General features: G+C 71.8%; 16 protein-coding genes. 2 read left to right on the forward strand and 14 right to left on the reverse strand.

Going from position 1 to position 16,155, the window contains the following annotated elements:
• Positions 1-1,310: 1,310 nt before the first annotated feature.
• The 9 genes from scpB to DEJ33_RS13005 form a co-directional block, all read right to left on the reverse strand.
• Positions 1,311-2,048, reverse strand: coding sequence for an SMC-Scp complex subunit ScpB (gene scpB, locus DEJ33_RS12965; protein WP_111078888.1), 738 nt, complete (start codon positions 2,046-2,048; stop codon positions 1,311-1,313).
• A complete protein-coding gene (locus DEJ33_RS12970) occupies positions 2,038-2,931 on the reverse strand; it encodes a segregation and condensation protein A (RefSeq protein WP_375342151.1) in 894 nt (297 codons plus the stop codon). Before DEJ33_RS12970 ends, scpB begins: the two co-directional genes overlap by 11 nt.
• Positions 2,915-3,793 carry a ParA family protein gene (locus tag DEJ33_RS12975; protein ID WP_110904750.1) on the reverse strand — a complete coding sequence of 293 codons (879 nt, stop codon included), beginning with the start codon at positions 3,791-3,793 and terminating at the stop codon, positions 2,915-2,917. The genes DEJ33_RS12970 and DEJ33_RS12975 overlap by 17 nt, the downstream gene beginning before the upstream one ends.
• A gap of 104 nt (positions 3,794-3,897) precedes the next feature.
• Positions 3,898-4,728 carry an SseB family protein gene (locus DEJ33_RS12980; protein ID WP_111078886.1) on the reverse strand — a complete coding sequence of 277 codons (831 nt, stop codon included), beginning with the start codon at positions 4,726-4,728 and terminating at the stop codon, positions 3,898-3,900.
• 4 nt (positions 4,729-4,732) lie between these two features.
• Positions 4,733-5,479 carry a bifunctional 1-(5-phosphoribosyl)-5-((5-phosphoribosylamino)methylideneamino)imidazole-4-carboxamide isomerase/phosphoribosylanthranilate isomerase PriA gene (gene priA / locus DEJ33_RS12985; protein WP_111078885.1) on the reverse strand — a complete coding sequence of 249 codons (747 nt, stop codon included), beginning with the start codon at positions 5,477-5,479 and terminating at the stop codon, positions 4,733-4,735.
• Between the two features lie 20 nt (positions 5,480-5,499).
• The gene (hisH, locus tag DEJ33_RS12990; RefSeq protein WP_111078884.1) at positions 5,500-6,138 is read right to left on the reverse strand and encodes an imidazole glycerol phosphate synthase subunit HisH; all 639 of its coding nucleotides are present in this window, start codon (positions 6,136-6,138) and stop codon (positions 5,500-5,502) included.
• Positions 6,135-6,737, reverse strand: coding sequence for an imidazoleglycerol-phosphate dehydratase HisB (hisB, locus tag DEJ33_RS12995; RefSeq protein WP_110904754.1), 603 nt, complete (start codon positions 6,735-6,737; stop codon positions 6,135-6,137). Before hisB ends, hisH begins: the two co-directional genes overlap by 4 nt.
• Positions 6,734-7,840, reverse strand: coding sequence for a histidinol-phosphate transaminase (locus DEJ33_RS13000; protein WP_111078883.1), 1,107 nt, complete (start codon positions 7,838-7,840; stop codon positions 6,734-6,736). The genes hisB and DEJ33_RS13000 overlap by 4 nt, the downstream gene beginning before the upstream one ends.
• Before the next feature lie 99 nt (positions 7,841-7,939).
• Positions 7,940-8,302: a LysM peptidoglycan-binding domain-containing protein gene (locus DEJ33_RS13005; protein WP_110904791.1), complete on the reverse strand. Its 363-nt coding sequence runs from the start codon at positions 8,300-8,302 to the stop codon at positions 7,940-7,942.
• Positions 8,303-8,557: 255 nt separating this feature from the next.
• Here DEJ33_RS13005 and lexA point away from each other — a divergent pair, with 255 nt between their 5' ends.
• On the forward strand, positions 8,558-9,202 hold the full coding sequence (lexA, locus tag DEJ33_RS13010) for a transcriptional repressor LexA (protein ID WP_110904756.1): 645 nt from the start codon (positions 8,558-8,560) through the stop codon (positions 9,200-9,202).
• Between the two features lie 152 nt (positions 9,203-9,354).
• On the opposite strand, the gene hflX is transcribed toward lexA, so the two are convergent.
• On the reverse strand, positions 9,355-10,899 hold the full coding sequence (gene hflX, locus DEJ33_RS13015) for a GTPase HflX (RefSeq protein WP_111195203.1): 1,545 nt from the start codon (positions 10,897-10,899) through the stop codon (positions 9,355-9,357).
• 61 nt (positions 10,900-10,960) lie between these two features.
• On the opposite strand from hflX, the gene DEJ33_RS13020 reads away from it, so the two are divergent.
• Positions 10,961-11,572 (forward strand): class I SAM-dependent methyltransferase, encoded by a 612-nt coding sequence (locus DEJ33_RS13020; RefSeq protein WP_111195180.1) that lies wholly within the window; start codon positions 10,961-10,963, stop codon positions 11,570-11,572.
• Positions 11,573-11,804: 232 nt separating this feature from the next.
• Here DEJ33_RS13020 and dapF read toward each other — a convergent pair whose 3' ends face one another.
• The 4 genes from dapF to DEJ33_RS13040 all read right to left on the reverse strand — a co-directional run bounded on the left by dapF (position 11,805) and on the right by DEJ33_RS13040 (position 15,990).
• Positions 11,805-12,695, reverse strand: coding sequence for a diaminopimelate epimerase (gene dapF / locus DEJ33_RS13025; protein ID WP_111195181.1), 891 nt, complete (start codon positions 12,693-12,695; stop codon positions 11,805-11,807).
• Positions 12,692-13,633, reverse strand: coding sequence for a tRNA (adenosine(37)-N6)-dimethylallyltransferase MiaA (gene miaA / locus DEJ33_RS13030; protein ID WP_111195182.1), 942 nt, complete (start codon positions 13,631-13,633; stop codon positions 12,692-12,694). Before miaA ends, dapF begins: the two co-directional genes overlap by 4 nt.
• Complete coding sequence (gene miaB / locus DEJ33_RS13035) at positions 13,620-15,128, reverse strand: tRNA (N6-isopentenyl adenosine(37)-C2)-methylthiotransferase MiaB (protein ID WP_111195183.1); 1,509 nt, start codon at positions 15,126-15,128, stop codon at positions 13,620-13,622. The genes miaA and miaB overlap by 14 nt, the downstream gene beginning before the upstream one ends.
• 166 nt (positions 15,129-15,294) lie before the next feature.
• The gene (locus tag DEJ33_RS13040) at positions 15,295-15,990 is read right to left on the reverse strand and encodes a regulatory protein RecX (protein WP_146242630.1); all 696 of its coding nucleotides are present in this window, start codon (positions 15,988-15,990) and stop codon (positions 15,295-15,297) included.
• Between the last annotated feature and the right edge of the window lie 165 nt (positions 15,991-16,155).

The following is a 16,155-nucleotide window of genomic DNA, read 5'->3' on the forward strand; positions in this document are numbered from 1 at the left end:
TGCCACGCTCGGCTCCACGGTCGTCCGGACGGCGGGAGGCCCCGCGGTCGTCACGCCCGCGGTACCCGCCGCGCTGCTCGTCACGGCCACCACGGTCGTCACGGCCACCGCGCGAGTCGCGTCCCTGGTACCCACCGCGCTGCTCGTCACGGCCACCGCGCGAGTCGCGTCCCTGGTACCCACCGCGCTGCTCGTCACGGCCACCGCGCGAGTCGCGTCCCTGGTACCCACCGCGCTGCTCGTCACGGCCACCACGGGAGTCGCGTCCCTGGTACCCGCCACGCTCGTCCCGTCCGCCGGTGCGGCGGTCGCCGGAGTCGTCGCGGCGCACGAAGCGGCCGCGGTCGTCGTCACGGCTCACGAAGCCGCCACGGTCGTCGCTGCGTCGGTCGGCACCGCGCGTGTCCCGGTCCGGACGTCCGCGGTACCCACCGCTGGTGCGGTCGTCACCACCGCGGTACCCGCCGGAGGAACGGTCGTCCCGCCCGCGGTACCCACCGCTGACGCGGTCGTCACCACCGCGGTACCCACCACGGTCACCCGTGCTGCGCTCGTCGCGGCCACGGTAGCCACCGGTCGGCCGATCTGCGCCACGTTCGTCGCGGCCGCGGAACCCGCCCGTCGGCCGGTCACCACCACGGTCGTCCCGACCGCGGAACCCGCCGGAGGAACGGTCGTCACGACCGCGGTACCCGCCACTGCTCCGGTCGTCGCCGCCACGGAACCCTCCGGTCGGACGGTCTCCACCACGTTCGTCGCGGCCGCGGAACCCGCCCGTCGGACGGTCCCCACCACGTTCGTCGCGGCCGCGGAACCCGCCGGAGGAACGGTCGTCCCGACCGCGGTACCCGCCACCGCTCCGGTCGTCGCCGCCACGGAACCCGCCCGTCGGACGGTCCCCGCCACGCTCGTCACGCCCGCGGAACCCGCCCGTCGGACGGTCCCCACCACGCTCGTCACGCCCACGGAACCCGCCCGTCGGACGGTCCCCACCACGCTCGTCACGCCCGCGGAACCCGCCCGTCGGACGGTCCCCACCACGCTCGTCACGCCCGCGGTACCCCCCACGGTCGCCGCCGCCGGCCCGGTCATCGCGCCCGCGGTACCCGCCGGACGAACGGTCGTCCCCGCCGCGGTACCCGCCGCGGTCGCCGCCCGCGGCCCGGTCGTCGCGTCCGCGGTACCCGCCGGAGCCGGCCCCGTCGCGTCCGCGGGGTGCGTCTTCGCGGCGACCGGAGCCTCCCGGCCGGTCACCGCCCGGGCGACCCCCGCCGCGGCGGTCGTCGTCTCGTCGTGCACGGTCGTTCTGGTCAAACCCGGCCATCGGGGATCCCTTCGGTCTGCCCGAAACCGTCCGCGCCGTCCTCCAGGAGGGGCGAGATGAGCGGAAGCTCGTCGAGCGAGTTGATGCCGAGTTGCTGGAGCAGCAGCTCGGAGGTGACGTAGTTGATGGCGCCGGTCTCGGAGTCGGTGAACGACTCCTCGATGAGGCCGCGCGCGACGAGCGTCCGGACCACGCCGTCGACGTTGACGGCCCGGATCGCGGCGATCTGGGAGCGGGTGATCGGCTGCTTGTAGGCGACCACGGCGAGGGTCTCGAGCGCCGCCTGGGACAACCGGGCGGGGCGCTCGGCCTCGACGAACTGCTCGACGACGGCGTCGAGTTCGGCACGGACGTAGAACCGCCAACCACCGCCGACCTCGCGGAGCTCGAAGCCGCGGCGGACCGTCCCCTCGACGCCGTCGAAGTCCGCGACGAGGCGGTCGACAGCCTGTCGGACGACGGGCACCGGCGCGCCGACGGCGGCGGCGAGCGCGACGAGGGACTGCGGCTGGTCGGCGATCATCAGGATGGCTTCGAGCTGCCGGTCGACCGGCGCCGCGACGGGCGGTACGTCGACGGGGGATGTGTCAGGTGAGCGCCCCGCGGCCGCGGCACGGAGTTCCGACTCGAGGGCGCGGGCGTCCTCGATCTCGTCCGCACCGCCCGGCTCGGCTGATCCTCCGGCGCGCGACCGAGCGCCGTGCGCGTGCACGTCATCCGTCATAGTCGGCTCCCAGGTTCGCGAGGCTCTCGTCCGTCCAGTCGAGCGCGGTCCACCGGAGGACGAGTTCCCCGAGCGGTTCGAGTTGTTCGAACGAGATGGAGGCGTTCCGGTACAGCTCCAGGATCGCGAGGAAACGAGCCACCACGATACCCGCCTGGTCGACCCCGGCGATGAGTTCGCGGAACGTGACGTCCGGCGACCCCTCGTCGGTGCGGGTACGGAGGACCGACACCACGATGGCGGCCTGTTCCCGGATGCTCACCGCGGGGGCGTGCAGGTGGTCGAGGCCGACGGTCGGGATCTCGCGCGGTGCGAAGGCCAGCGCCGCCATCGCCGCGAAGTCCTGCACGGACAGGGTCCAGACCAGCTCGGGCGTCCGAGCACGGAACCGTTCCTCGAGCCGGACGCTCCGCACGTGTCGTCGCGACTCGGCGCCCCAGCGGTCACCGAACCAGTCCGCGGCCTGCTTGAACGCCCGGTACTGCAGCAGTCGGGCGAACAGCAGGTCGCGGGCTTCGAGCAGGGCCACGTCCTCGGCGTCGACGAGTTCGCCCTGCGGCAGCAGCCCGACGATCTTCAGGTCGAGCAGCGTCGCGGCGACGACCAGGAACTCGCTCGCCTCGTCGAGTTCGTCGCTCGACGAGGCGAGCCGGACGTACGCGATGAACTCGCCCGTGACGGCACTCAGGGCGACCTCGGTGATGTCGAGCTCGTGCTTCGTGATGAGCGACAGCAGCAGGTCGAACGGCCCGTCGAAGTTGCTGAGGCGCACCCGGAACCCGGGTGCGGTCGTGGTGCCGACCGGCGCGTCGGTCGCGCCGTCGGCGTGTCCGGCTGCGTCGGACGGGAGGCTCGTGGCCGGGTCCTCAGGCGACGGCGCCACGCTGGACGAGCTCTCGGGCCAGCTGCCGGTAGGCATGGGCCGCAGCGTGGTCCGGAGCCGTCTGCGTGATCGGTCGCGCCGAGACGGTCGCGTCCGGGAACTTCACGGTGCGCCCGATGACGGTGTCGAGGACGCTGTCGCCGAACGTCTCGACGACACGCTCCATGACCTCGCGCGAGTGCAGCGTCCGCGAGTCGTACATCGTCGGGAGGATGCCGTCGAGCACCAGCGCCGGGTTCAGCCGGTCGCGCACCTTGTCGATCGTCTCGATGAGCAGCGCGACACCGCGCAGCGCGAAGAACTCGCACTCGAGCGGGATGAGCACGCCGTGCGCCGCGGTGAGCGCGTTCACGGTGAGCAGCCCGAGGGACGGCTGGCAGTCGATGAGGATGACGTCGTAGTCGTTCGACACCTTCCGCAGGACGCTCGCCAGGATCTGCTCGCGGGCGACCTCGTTGACCAGGTGCACCTCGGCCGCGGACAGGTCGATGTTCGCCGGGATGACGTCGAGCAGCGGCACGTTCGTCGGCTGGATGACCTGGTTCGGGTCCTTCACGGCACCCATCAGCAGGTCGTAGACCGTCGGGATGTCGTGCGTCCGGACACCGAGACCGGCGGACAGGGCGCCCTGCGGGTCGAAGTCGACCGCCAGGACACGGCGGCCGTACTCGGCGAGCGCGGCACCGAGGTTGATGGCGGTGGTGGTCTTGCCGACCCCGCCCTTCTGGTTGCACAGGGAGATGATGCGGGCGGGACCGTGGCCGTCCAGCTCTTCCGGCACGGGGAACGACCGCACGGGCCGACCGGTCGGACCCGTGACGATGTCGCCGGTACCGGAGGCTGTCGTCGGGATGCTGCTCACCGGGCCATCGTACCGGCGCAGTCGCGCCGGACCGGGCCGCACCGCCGGGCGGTGGCCGACGAGGCGGACGGGCCACGGGCCTCCCGGCCGTCGGAGAGCCGGGATCAGGCGGCGCGGAGGGCGACGCGCATGCTGTCGACGCGTTCCGCGATGACCGGATCGGTGGCCCACCGCTGCTGCAGGCGCCCGACGAGGTCGGCGATCTGCTCGCGGTCGAGGCCGGCGATGAGTCGGAGGCCGACCGTCAACTCGGGCCCGGCGAACCGCGACAGCGGGTCCCCCGGCGACAGCTCGACGCGGACCACGGCCGGCTCGGTCTCGATCGTGCCGGCGAAGGCCTGCGCGACCTCCGGGTCCTCGGAGCACGGCGTCCACGGGAGGTCCTGTCCGAGCGCCCACACGGCGGGGCGGCGGAGCACGAACTCCGTCGCTGCCGTCGGGTCGAGCACGACGAGCTGCGTGTCCTCGCTCGCGGCGGCCATCGCGACCCGGCGCGACTCGACCGGGATGGGTCGGGCGTCCGCGTCCCAGGCGCGCATCGCCTCGACCGAGGTGAACGCGGGCATCACCGCACGACCGTCGGGGCCCGCGACCGTGACGATCGAGAGCTCCTGGGTCTTGTCGACGATGCGGCCGTCCGGCGTCTCGCCGACGTCACCGGCCTCGGCGACGAGCGGGATGAGCAGCCGTGCGGTGCGGAGAGCGTCGACGACCGCGCCGTGCGGGCCTCCGGACGCGACCGCGGTGATCGCGGCGACGACGGCGGGATCGGCCAGGCCGTCGTCCTCGGTGAAGGTCGTGTCGTGCGCGTCGAACGTGCGGCCGGCCCACGGGTTGCCGGCGGAGTCGCCGGCGTGGTCGTGCGCCGCCTGCTGGTCTGCTGCCTGCTCGTCTGGGTCAGGGCCGGCACCCCGACCGTTCGAGATGCCCGCCACGGGACTACTCCGACGCGATGTCGAGTGCGGCCGGCAGCGTGAACGCGCCCGTGTACAGGGCCTTGCCGATGATCGCGCCCTCGAGCCCGTGCGGCACGAGCGTACGGAGCGCGCGGAGGTCGTCGAGCGTCGAGATGCCACCCGAGGCCACCACGGGCTGGTCGGTGCGGTCGCAGACCTGGCGGAGCAGGTCGACGTTCGGACCCTGCAGGGTGCCGTCCTTCGTCACGTCGGTGACCACGTACCGGGCGCATCCGGCGTCCTCGAGCCGGTCGAGCACCTCCCAGAGGTCCCCGCCGTCCTCGGTCCACCCGCGGGCGGCCAGGGTGGTCCCGCGGACGTCGAGCCCGACGGCGATCTGCTCGCCGTACTGCCCGATCACACGGGCCGCCCACTCCGGGTTCTCCAGCGCGGCGGTACCGAGGTTGACCCGAGCCGCACCGGTCGCCAGAGCGGCTTCGAGCGAGGCGTCGTCGCGGATGCCGCCGGAGAGCTCGACGGACACGCCCTCGACCTCCCGGATGGCGTGGGCGATGACCCGTCGGTTGTCACCCCGGCCGAACGCGGCGTCGAGATCCACGAGGTGGATCCACTCGGCACCCTGGTCCCGCCAGGTGCGCGCGGCAGCGACCGGGTCGCCGTACCCCGTCTCACTGCCGGCTTCGCCCTGGGTGAGGCGCACCGCCTGGCCGTCGACGACGTCGACCGCGGGCAGGAGGACGAGGGGCTGGGTGGTGGAGAGCTCGGTCATGGTCCCGTCGGGATCGGGGGTCACAGCGACGAGACCCAGTTGCGGAGGAGGCGGATGCCCGGCTCGCCGGACTTCTCCGGGTGGAACTGCGTGGCGCTCAACGGGCCGTTCTCGACGGCGGCGACGAAGCGCTCGCCGTGCTCGGCCCACGTCAGCTTCGGCGCGCGGAACGGACCGTAGGCGTCGAGCGGGAAGTCGGTGACCCCGTAGGAGTGCACGAAGTAGAACCGCTCGTCGTGGAGGCCGTCGAAGAGCACCGAGTCCTCGGGCGCCTGGACCGTGTTCCATCCCATGTGCGGCAGGACGTCGGCCTTGATCGGCTCGACGACACCCGGCCACTGTCCGAGGCCCTCGACATCGGCACCGCGCTCGACGCCACGGGCGAAGAGCACCTGCATGCCCACGCAGATGCCGAGCACGGGACGGCCACCGGCCAGGCGGTGGTCGACGATCTCGCCGCCGCGGACCCCGTCGAGCTGGTCGACCACCGCGGCGAACGCGCCGACCCCGGGAACGAGCAGACCGTCGGCCGCCAGGGCCGTCTGCTTGTCGTTCGACAGGGTGACGTCGGCCCCGGCACGTTCGAGAGCCTTCGCCGCCGAGTGGACGTTGCCGGAGCCGTAGTCGAGGACGACGACGTTCGGGCGGGTGGTGCTCACAGCGTGCCCTTCGTGGACGGGATGCCGTCGACGCGCGGGTCGAGTTCGACAGCGCGGCGCATCGCACGGGCGAAGGCCTTGAACTCGGCCTCCGCGATGTGGTGGGGGTCGCGGCCGTCGAGGACGCGGACGTGGACCGTGATGCCGGCGTTCATCGTGATCGCCTCGAACACGTGCCGGACCATGGACCCGGTGAAGTGCCCGCCGATCCGGTGGAACTCGAAGCCGGCGGGCTCTCCGGTGTGCACGAGGTACGGACGACCGGAGACGTCGACGACCGCCTGGGCGAGTGCCTCGTCGAGCGGCACGAGGGCGTCGCCGTAGCGGCCGATGCCCGCGCGGTCACCGAGGGCCTGACGGAGCGCCTGACCCAGGACGATGCCGGTGTCCTCCACCGTGTGGTGCACGTCGATGTCGGTGTCGCCCGAACTCTGCACGCGCAGGTCGATCAGCGAGTGCTTGCTGAAGGCGGTGAGCATGTGGTCGAAGAACGGCACGCTCGTCGAGATCTCGGACGTGCCGGTGCCGTCGAGGTCGAGCGACAGGGAGACGGTCGACTCACTCGTCGAGCGGGTGATCTCGGCGGTGCGCGCGGTCATGCTGCAACCCTAACGGGCGGCTGCTCGACGGCGACCTCGCGCATGGCGTCGAGGAACGCGGTGGTCTCCTCAGCCGTGCCGGCGCTGACACGCAGGTGGTTCGGGATGCCGAGGTCACGCACGATCACGTCCCGCTCCAGCAGGGACTCGAACGCAGTACGCGGGTCGGCGACGCCGCCGAACAGGACGAAGTTCGACCACGTCTCGTGCGGCTGGTACCCCATGGCCCGCAGCTCCGTCACCATCCGATCGCGCTGCCCGCGGATGTCGTCCACCATGCGGAGCATCTCCGGGGCGTGACGGAGGGCGGCGACCGCGGCGGCCTGTGTCAGTGCGGACAGGTGGTACGGCAGGCGGACCAGGCGCAGGGCGTCGATCACGGCCGGGTCGGCGGCGAGGTACCCGACCCGGGCGCCCGCGAACGCGAAGGCCTTGCTCATGGTCCGCGAGACGACCAGGCGCGGGCGTCCGGGCAGCAGCGTGAGGGCCGTCGGCTGGCCGGCGGGCATGAACTCGGCGTAGGCCTCGTCGACCATCACGATGCCGTCGGTGGCCTCGTAGACGGCTTCGATGGTCGCGAGGTCGAGGGGCGTGCCCGTCGGGTTGTTCGGCCCGCAGAGGAACACGAGGTCGGGCTGGTGCGCACGCACCGCGGCGACCGCGGTCTCGGGAGAGATGCGGAACTCGGCGTCCCGCTCGGCCGCGATCCACCGACTGCCCGTGCTCGAGGCGATGATCGAGTGCATCGAGTAGGTGGGCGGGAACCCGAGCACGCTGCGCCCCGGACCGCCGAACGCCTGGAGCAGCTGTTGGATGACCTCGTTCGAGCCGTTCGCCGCCCAGATCGACTCGGCACCCAGGCCTTGTCCGAGGTACCCGGCGAGGGACTCCCGCAACTCGGTGAACTCGCGGTCCGGGTAGCGGTTGACGGTCGCCAGCGCCTGACGGATCGAGGCGACGATGTCGTCGGCCACGTCCTGCGGCACCGGATGCGTGTTCTCGTTGACGTTGAGTTGCACGCGGACGTGCTTCTGCGGGGCGCCGTAGGGGCTCTGCCCGCGGAGGTCGTCTCGGATGGGGAGGTCTTCGAGCGTGGTTGCCACCGATCCATCGTAGGCCGCACTGCCCGCATGCTGACCGGCCGTCCGGACGGTCACGCCAGGGGCGAACGCCCGCGGAATGCCCGACCCCTCAGTACCGGGTCAGTGCTCGTACTGCGTGGGGATCGAGATCTCTTGCCCGGCCTGCACGGCAGACCCGTTCAGGGCGTTGAGGCTCACGACGTCCTGGATGAAGTCACGGGGGTCGGAGTTCGGCGCGGTGTCCTCGGCGACCTGCCACAGCGTCTCGCCGGGCTGGATCGTCACGGTGTCGAAGTGCACGTTCGCCGCACGGTCACCGGCCGAGGCCTGGCCACCGTTCAACATCGCGATGCCCACGCAGAGCAGGACGGGGACAGCCGCGAGGGTGGTGAAGACCACTCGCCCGCGACGGGTGAGACGGAGGCGCGTGTGCGCGACGGGTGCTGCGGTGTGCTGCATGTCCGCGATGGCGTTGGTGCTCATGTCGTTGCCTTCCTGCTTGCCTTGGTGTCGGTCGACCGTCGTGGCCGTCCGAAGCCGTGTACCGAACATACGTTCGACTCGGAGGATGCACAACCCCTCGGGAGGGATTCGTGGGGGTTTTTCTTGCGACACGCTCGAACAGGTGTTTGTCCGACATGTCACGGTCGGATACTGTTTCGATCGACTGGAGCAAGTCTCGCCGGGACCACTGACATTCCCGCGAGGCACGGTTCCACTCCGGACGAAGGGCGAGACGTGGCGGACGAACTGCGCGGACAGAAACCGTTGACGGCGAAGCAGCAGTCGATCCTCGACGCGATCCGAGCGTCGATCGCGAGCCGCGGCTACCCGCCGAGCATGCGCGAGATCGGCGACGCAGCCGGCCTGTCCTCACTGTCGAGCGTGTCCCACCAGCTCGGGCAGCTCGAACTCGGCGGCTGGATCCGCCGAGATCCCAACCGTCCCCGCGCGCTCGAGGTCCTGGTCGACGAGCCGACCCCCGACTCCGACGGCCCCGACGTCGACGCCACGACGCTCGTCCCCCTGGTCGGACGCATCGCCGCCGGTGTCCCGATCACCGCCGAGCAGCACGTCGACGAGATCATCCCGCTCCCCCGTCAGCTGGTCGGTACGGGTGACCTCTTCATGCTCAAGGTCGTCGGCGAGTCGATGATCGACGCGGCGATCTGCGACGGCGACTGGGTCGTCGTCCGGTCGCAGCAGACGGCCGAGAACGGCGACGTCGTCGCCGCGATGCTCGACGAGGAAGCCACGGTCAAGGTCTTCCGGCAGCGCGACGGCCACACCTGGCTGCTCCCCCGCAACACCGCGTTCGAGCCGATCCTCGGCGACGCGGCGACGGTCCTCGGCAAGGTGGTGGCGGTCCTCCGCTCCCTCTGACCCCGCAACACGCAACGAGGGCGGCTCCTCGCAACGGGATCACGTTGCGAGGAGCCGCCCTCGTTGCGTTTCGCGATCCTGCTCGGACCGGGGACGGACAGACGGGAGGCGCGGTGCCAGCTGGCACCGCGCCTCCCGTCCGTCAGCCAGTTTCAGGCGGAGGCGCCCGGCGCGACCACGTACGGGTCGAGCTCCGCGACCTCCCGCTGGAACACACGCACCCGGAGGCGCGTGCCCTCCTCCACGTAGTCGAGCGACTCGACCGCGCCGGAGTCGTGCAGCTGCGACACCAGGTCTCCGCGCGAGAACGGCAGGACCACGGTCAGTTCGACGTCGGGTTCCGGCAGCCGTTCCTCGATGGCGTCGAGGAGCTCCGGGATGCCCTCGCCCGTGCGGGCGGAGACGAACACGGCGTCCGGCGCGAGCCCGAGGAGCAGCATCCGCTGCGTGTCGTCGACCAGGTCGGACTTGTTGAAGACGACGACCTCGGGGACGTCGCGGGCGCCGACGTCGCCGATGACCTCGCGGACCGTGGCCAGCTGTGCCGCCGGGTCCGGGTGCGAGCCGTCGACCACGTGCACGATGACGTCGGCGTCGCCGACCTCTTCGAGGGTGGAGCGGAACGCCTCGACCAGCTGGTGCGGCAGGTTGCGGACGAACCCGACGGTGTCGGTGAACGTGAACTCACGACCCTTCGCGGTACTCGTTCTGCGGACCGTCGAGTCCAGCGTCGCGAACAGCTGGTTCTGCACCAGCACGCCGGCGCTCGTCAGGCGGTTGAGCAGCGACGACTTGCCGGCGTTCGTGTAGCCGGCGATCGCGACGCTGGGGACCTCGTTGCGGTTGCGCTCGGCACGCTTGGCCTCGCGGGCGGGGGTGAAGCCGGCGATCTGCCGACGGAGCTTCGCCATCCGGGTGTGGATCTTGCGGCGGTCGAGCTCCATCTTCGTCTCACCTGGGCCGCGGGAACCCATGCCCGCACCGCCGGAGACCTGACCACCGGCCTGTCGGGACATCGACTCACCCCAACCACGCAGACGCGGCAGCAGGTACTGGAGCTGCGCGAGCTCGACCTGCGCCTTGCCCTCCCGCGTGGAGGCGTGCTGGCTGAAGATGTCGAGGATCACCGCGGTGCGGTCGATGACCTTGACCTTGACGACGTCCTCGAGTGCACGGCGCTGTGAGGGCGCGAGCTCGGTGTCGGCGATCACCGTGTCCGCCCCGGTGGCCTTGACGACCATCGCCAGCTCCTGGGCCTTGCCCTTGCCGAGGTAGGTCGCGGGGTCCGGGTTCGGACGGCGCTGCAGGAGCCCGTCGAGCACCACGGCGCCGGCGGTCTCGGCGAGGGCCGACAGCTCGCGGAGGGAGTTCTCGGCGTCCGAGGCGTCGCCCTGCGCGTACACGCCGATGAGGACGACCCGCTCGAGCCGGAGCTGCCGGTACTCGACCTCTGTGACGTCCTCGAGCTCGGTGGAGAGACCGCCGACCCGGCGGAGCGCCGCGCGGTCGTCACGGTCGTACTGTTCGCCGTCGCCGTCCCAGCCCTGCTCGTCGACCGAGCGGGTCTGGATCGCCTGTGCCGGCGCGAAGATGGAGGAGGCGGCGCGCCTGTCGGCGTTGCGCAGCACTCGCTCGACGACACCGTCTGCGCTGTCGTCGTGGATGGTCTGTTCGTCCTGCTGATGGGTTTCCGTCATGCTGTCCACAGGCTACCTCCGGACGCCTCAGGACACACGGGGTTCCCGGTACGGTTCTTCCATGGCGAACGACCACTACTTCTCGGCCACCCCGGAGAGCGCGGCGCGACCGCGGCAGATCCGGGTGACCCTCGCCGGTCGGACGCTCGAGCTCACCACCGCGGCGGGTGTCTTCAGCCCCGACGGCGTCGATCGCGGCACGAGCGTGCTGCTGCAGAACGTCCCCGCTCCCGCGCCGGACGGGGACCTGCTCGACGTCGGCTGCGGCTGGGGGCCGCTGGCGATCACGATGGCGCTGCAGTCCCCGGACGCCCACGTGTGGGGAGTCGACGTCAACGAGCGCGTGCTCGACCTGGCGCGGACGAACGCGGCCGCCGCCGGTGCGGAGAACGTCACCGTCGGACTGCCCGGGGAGATCCCCACTGACACGACGTTCGCCACGATCTGGTCCAACCCACCGATCCGGGTCGGCAAGGACGAACTGCACGACATCCTCCGCACCTGGATCCCCCGGCTCGCGGTCGGCGGGGACGCCTGGCTGGTCGTCTCGAAGGACCTCGGTGGCGACTCGCTGCAACGCTGGTTGCAGCAGATGCTGGGGGACGGCTTCAGTGTCGCGCGGGCGACGACCGACAAGGGCTTCCGCGTCATCCGGGTGCACCGCACAGCCTGACGCACGCGCACGCGCTCGCGCGGTCACGGCCGGGCTGCGCGGTCGGGGCGGAGTGCGCGGTCGGGGCGGAGTGCGCGGTCAGGCCGGAGTGCGCGGTCAGGCCGGACCGGTGAGGGCATGGAGACGCGGGACGCTCGGCCGGGAGGCACGGATCGCCGCAGCGACGTCCGCCCGGTGATCCGGGCCTCCCGTCCGACGGCACCGCCACCCGCAGCGCGAACGGCGTGCCCGTTCAGACCGTCAGGTCCCCGGAGAACACGAGTTCGGCCGGACCGGCGAGCGAGACGTGTTCGCCGTCCTCGGTCGCCGTCATGCGCACGGTGAGCACGCCACCCGGCACGCGGACGCGCCAGGTGTCCGGTGCCGAGGCACCAGCCCAGTACCGAGTGGCGAGGGCCGCGGCCACCGCGCCGGTGCCGCAGGAGAGCGTCTCGCCGCTGCCTCGCTCGTGCACGCGCATCGTGATCTCGCCGACGCCGTCGGTGACGAGCGGGTCGCCGGGCAGGACGAACTCGACGTTCGCACCGGTGGTCGGTGCCGGGTCGAGGACCGGGATGTAGGTGAGGTCGATGCCTGCGAGCTCCGCTTCGCTGGCCACCGCGACGACGACGTGCGGGTTGCCGACGTCGATGCCCAGACCGGGACGAGCGTTGTCGAGGTCCTTCGCCCGGACGAGGACGTCGTCCGCTCCGCCGCCGTCGATGCCGAGTCCCCAGCGCCCGAGGTCCGCGGCGAACCCGTTCGAGGAGCGCTGGATGTCGACGACGCCCTTCCGGCTACCGACCGTCAGCGTGCGGCCCGGCTCGAGCTCGACGAGCCCCGCCTCGGTCAGGTACCGGGCGAAGACGCGGATGCCGTTGCCGCACATCTCCGCGACCGAGCCGTCGGCGTTGTGGTAGTCCATGAACCAGGTCGCGTCGGGGTCCTCGTCGAGGATGGCCCGTCCTTCCGGGATCGCGTCGGAGCGCACGGCACGGATGACGCCGTCGGCGCCGACCCCGAACCGACGGTCGGCGATCGCGCGGATCCGGTCGGGGGTCAGGTCGACCGCGGCGTCGGGGTCGGCGAACAGGACGAAGTCGTTGCCGGTCCCGTGGCCCTTGGTGAAGTGCAGCTCGGTCACGGGACGATCTTACGGGCCAGCTCGGACAGCTCTACCGTGCCGGCCCCGGTGACGTCGAGGGTGCTGACGTGCGTCGTGTCGCCGTCGGTGTAGCGCTTGAACCAGGAGACCTGCCGACGGGCGTACTTGCGCGTGGCGATGCTGGTGGCCTCGACGGCCTCCTCGGTGCTCGCCTCGCCGCGGAGGACCTGCAGCGCCTGCGCGTAGCCGATCGCGGCACGGGCCGTCGGGCCCTGCTCGAGCCCCTCGTCGCGGAGGCGCGCGACCTCGTCGACGAGCCCGTCGGCGAACATCCGCTCGGCCCGCACGCGCAGGGCGTCGACGAGCTGCTCACGGTCGCGACGCAGGTGCAGGACCTGGGCGGGTCGCCAGGACCGCGGGGCGGACGGGAGGCTCGGCGTGACACGGTCCGACCGGCTCGCGATCTCGACGGCCCGGATCAGACGACGCGGGTTCCGCGCGTCGATGACGGCGGCGGCCTCGGGGTCGAGCGCGCGGAGCCGCTCGAGCAGGACGTTCGGGCCGAGTTCGCGGTGCTCGCGCTCCAGTTCCTCGCGGAGGACCGGGTCGGTGCCCGGGAACACGAGGTCGAACAGCACCGCCGAGACGTACAGCCCGCTGCCGCCGACGAGGACCGCGATCCCGCCGTCCGCCGTGATGTCCGCGATGACGGCGCGGGCGTCGCGCTGGTACGCGGCGACGCTCGCTTCGTCGGTCACCCCCAGGACGTCGAACAGGTGGTGCGGGATGCCACGCCGTTCGGACTCCGGCACCTTCGCCGTCCCGATGTCCATGCCACGGTAGAGCTGCATGGCGTCCGCGTTGACGATCTCCGCCCGTCGGCCCTGCTCCCGGTGCCGCTCGGCGATGTCGAGGGCGAGTTCGGACTTGCCGGTGCCGGTCGCCCCGACGACGGCGATCAGGTCAGCGGCCGACACGGAGCGTGGGGAGGCCGAGCGACACCGGGCGGGCACCCTCGCCGGGCACGGTCGGGGTCGGGACGCCGCAGGACTCGGCCTGCGCGGTGTCCCAGGCGTCGCCGGCCCGGGTGCGACGGATGCGCAACGGAGCGTCGGAGTCCGCGAGGAGGAAGTGGGGTGCCGACCGGGTGATCTCCACCGAGACCACGTCGCCGGGCCGCGGGACCTCAGAGCCCTTCGGGACGGCGAAGTGCACCAGGCGGGAGTCCTCGGCGCGGCCGGAGAGCCGGTGCGTGGCGTCGTCCTTCTTGCCCTCACCCGTGGCGACCAGGACCTCGACCGTGCGGCCCACCTGCGCGGCGTTCTCCTCGGCCGTGATGCGCTCCTGCAGGGCGATGAGTCGCTCGTACCGTTCCTGCACGACCTGCTTCGGCAGTTGCTCGTCCATCGTCGCGGCGGGGGTGCCGGGTCGGATCGAGTACTGGAACGTGAACGCCGTCGCGAAGCGGGCCTGTTCGACGACCCGGAGCGTGTCCTGGAAGTCGGCTTCGGTCTCGCCGGGGAAACCGACGATGACGTCCGTGGAGATCGCCGCGTGCGGGATGGCGGCGCGCACCCGGTCGAGGATCCCGAGGAACCGCTCGCTGCGGTAGCTGCGACGCATGGCCTTGAGCACCCGGTCGGACCCGGACTGCAGCGGCATGTGCAGCTGCGGCATCACGTTCGGCGTCTCGGCCATCGCGGCGATGACGTCGTCCGTGAACGCGGCGGGGTGCGGGCTCGTGAAGCGGACGCGTTCCAGACCGGCGATCTGCCCGGTGGCGCGGAGGAGCTTGCCGAACGCCTGGCGGTCGCCGAACTCGACGCCGTAGGAGTTCACGTTCTGGCCGAGCAGGGTGACCTCGATCGCCCCGTCGTCGACGAGCGCCTGGATCTCGGCGAGGACGTCGCCGGGACGGCGGTCCTTCTCCTTGCCGCGCAGGGCGGGCACGATGCAGAACGTGCAGGTGTTGTTGCAGCCGACGGAGATCGACACCCAGCCGCTGGAGGTCGACTCCCGCTTGGTGGGCAGCGTCGACGGGAAGACCTCGAGCGACTCGAGGATCTCGAGCTGCGCCTCGCCGTTGTGCCGCGCTCGTTCGAGCAGGGTCGGCAACGACCCCATGTTGTGCGTACCGAAGACGACGTCCACCCAGGGTGCCTTCTCGAGGATGACGTCCTTGTCCTTCTGCGCCAGGCAGCCGCCCACCGCGATCTGCATGCCCGGGTGGTCGCGCTTGATCGACGCGAGGCGCCCGAGGTTGCCGTAGAGACGCTTGTCGGCGTTCTCGCGGACCGCGCAGGTGTTGATCACGACGACGTCGGCCTGCTCGTCCTCGGCCCCCTGGGACCCGGCGGCCACGTACCCGGCGGCGCGGAGCGAACCGCTGAGCCGTTCGGAGTCGTGCACGTTCATCTGGCACCCGTACGTGCGGACTTCGTAGGTACGCGGGCGCGAGGCGACGGTGTCCATGATCGTCCAGTGTAGGTCCGGGCTCGGGGTCCGCGGCGGCGGCGCCGGGACGTCCGCGCGGCAGCGCCGGGATGTCCGCTCGGCAGCGCGGGAACGTGAGAACGGGCCGGAGCGCGTCCGCTCCGGCCCGTTCCTGACACATCACGCGGCAGACGACACTCGTCCGTCACTCGAAGCGGACGGTCCCGCCCCCGGTCGTCGGACGTCGCGGTCCGTCCAGGGCACGCTCGACGGCGACGCGGACGACACCACCGTTGTAGCCCTTGCGCATCAGGAACCCGGACAGCCGGCGTTCGGCGGTCGCACGGTCGAGGCCGCGCATCTGTCCGGCACGCTTCGCAGCCAACTCGAGGGCCCGGACGAACTCGTCGTCCTCGTCGTCGGCGGCCGCTTCGAGGGCGGCGTCAATGGCGGCCTGGTCGATCCCCCGACGACGGAGGTCGGCGACGATCGCCTGCCGCCCGAGCCCCTTCCGCGAGTGCATCCGGTCGACCAGGTCGGTGGCCAACGCGATGTCGTCGAGCAGCCCGACCCGCGTCAGCCGCTCGATCTCGTGCTCGATGACGTCCGGGTCGAACTCGTCCTGCTTGACGAGCATCGTCCGGAGTTCGGACGTGCTGACGCCACGACGGCTCAGCGCTCGCATGCTGATGCGCTCGGCGTCAGCACGCTGCTCGTCGAGCGGCCGCGGTGCGTCGGCGGGATCGATCTCCCCGCCGGTGATCGAGAAGACCGACGCGGTGGGGGCATCGGCTTCCTCCCCGTCGTACCCGCTCTGCTCGGCACGGGTCGTGCGTCCGGAGCCGTCCCCCACCACGGGCGACAGCCACTCGGACTGCGCGCCACGGATCGGCAATGGCACCGGGGTGTCTGCGTCGGGACGGTCGGCGCTGGCGCTGCTGTCGGGCTCTGGGGTGCCCTCAGGGGCATCCGACTGTGGAGGAGCCGTCCGCGGCGCCGCAGCGGACGGGCCCCGACGGGACCGCGCACCGAAGAGGTCGGTGACGGGTGCGAGGTCCGCGTCGTC

It is taken from the genome of Curtobacterium sp. MCPF17_047 (assembly GCF_003234045.1).
Taxonomy (GTDB): Bacteria; Actinomycetota; Actinomycetes; order Actinomycetales; family Microbacteriaceae; genus Curtobacterium.

What these genes read in the sequence shown, in the direction of transcription:
- scpB (WP_111078888.1), bottom strand. Translation starts at nt 2,048, where the DNA reads ATGACGGATGACGTGCACGCGCACGGCGCTCGGTCGCGCGCCGGAGGA.
- priA (WP_111078885.1), bottom strand. Translation starts at nt 5,479, where the DNA reads ATGACCGAGCTCTCCACCACCCAGCCCCTCGTCCTCCTGCCCGCGGTC.
- hisB (WP_110904754.1), bottom strand. Translation starts at nt 6,737, where the DNA reads ATGACCGCGCGCACCGCCGAGATCACCCGCTCGACGAGTGAGTCGACC.
- DEJ33_RS13005 (WP_110904791.1), bottom strand. Translation starts at nt 8,302, where the DNA reads ATGAGCACCAACGCCATCGCGGACATGCAGCACACCGCAGCACCCGTC.
- hflX (WP_111195203.1), bottom strand. Translation starts at nt 10,899, where the DNA reads ATGACGGAAACCCATCAGCAGGACGAACAGACCATCCACGACGACAGC.
- DEJ33_RS13020 (WP_111195180.1), top strand. Translation starts at nt 10,961, where the DNA reads ATGGCGAACGACCACTACTTCTCGGCCACCCCGGAGAGCGCGGCGCGA.
- miaB (WP_111195183.1), bottom strand. Translation starts at nt 15,128, where the DNA reads ATGGACACCGTCGCCTCGCGCCCGCGTACCTACGAAGTCCGCACGTAC.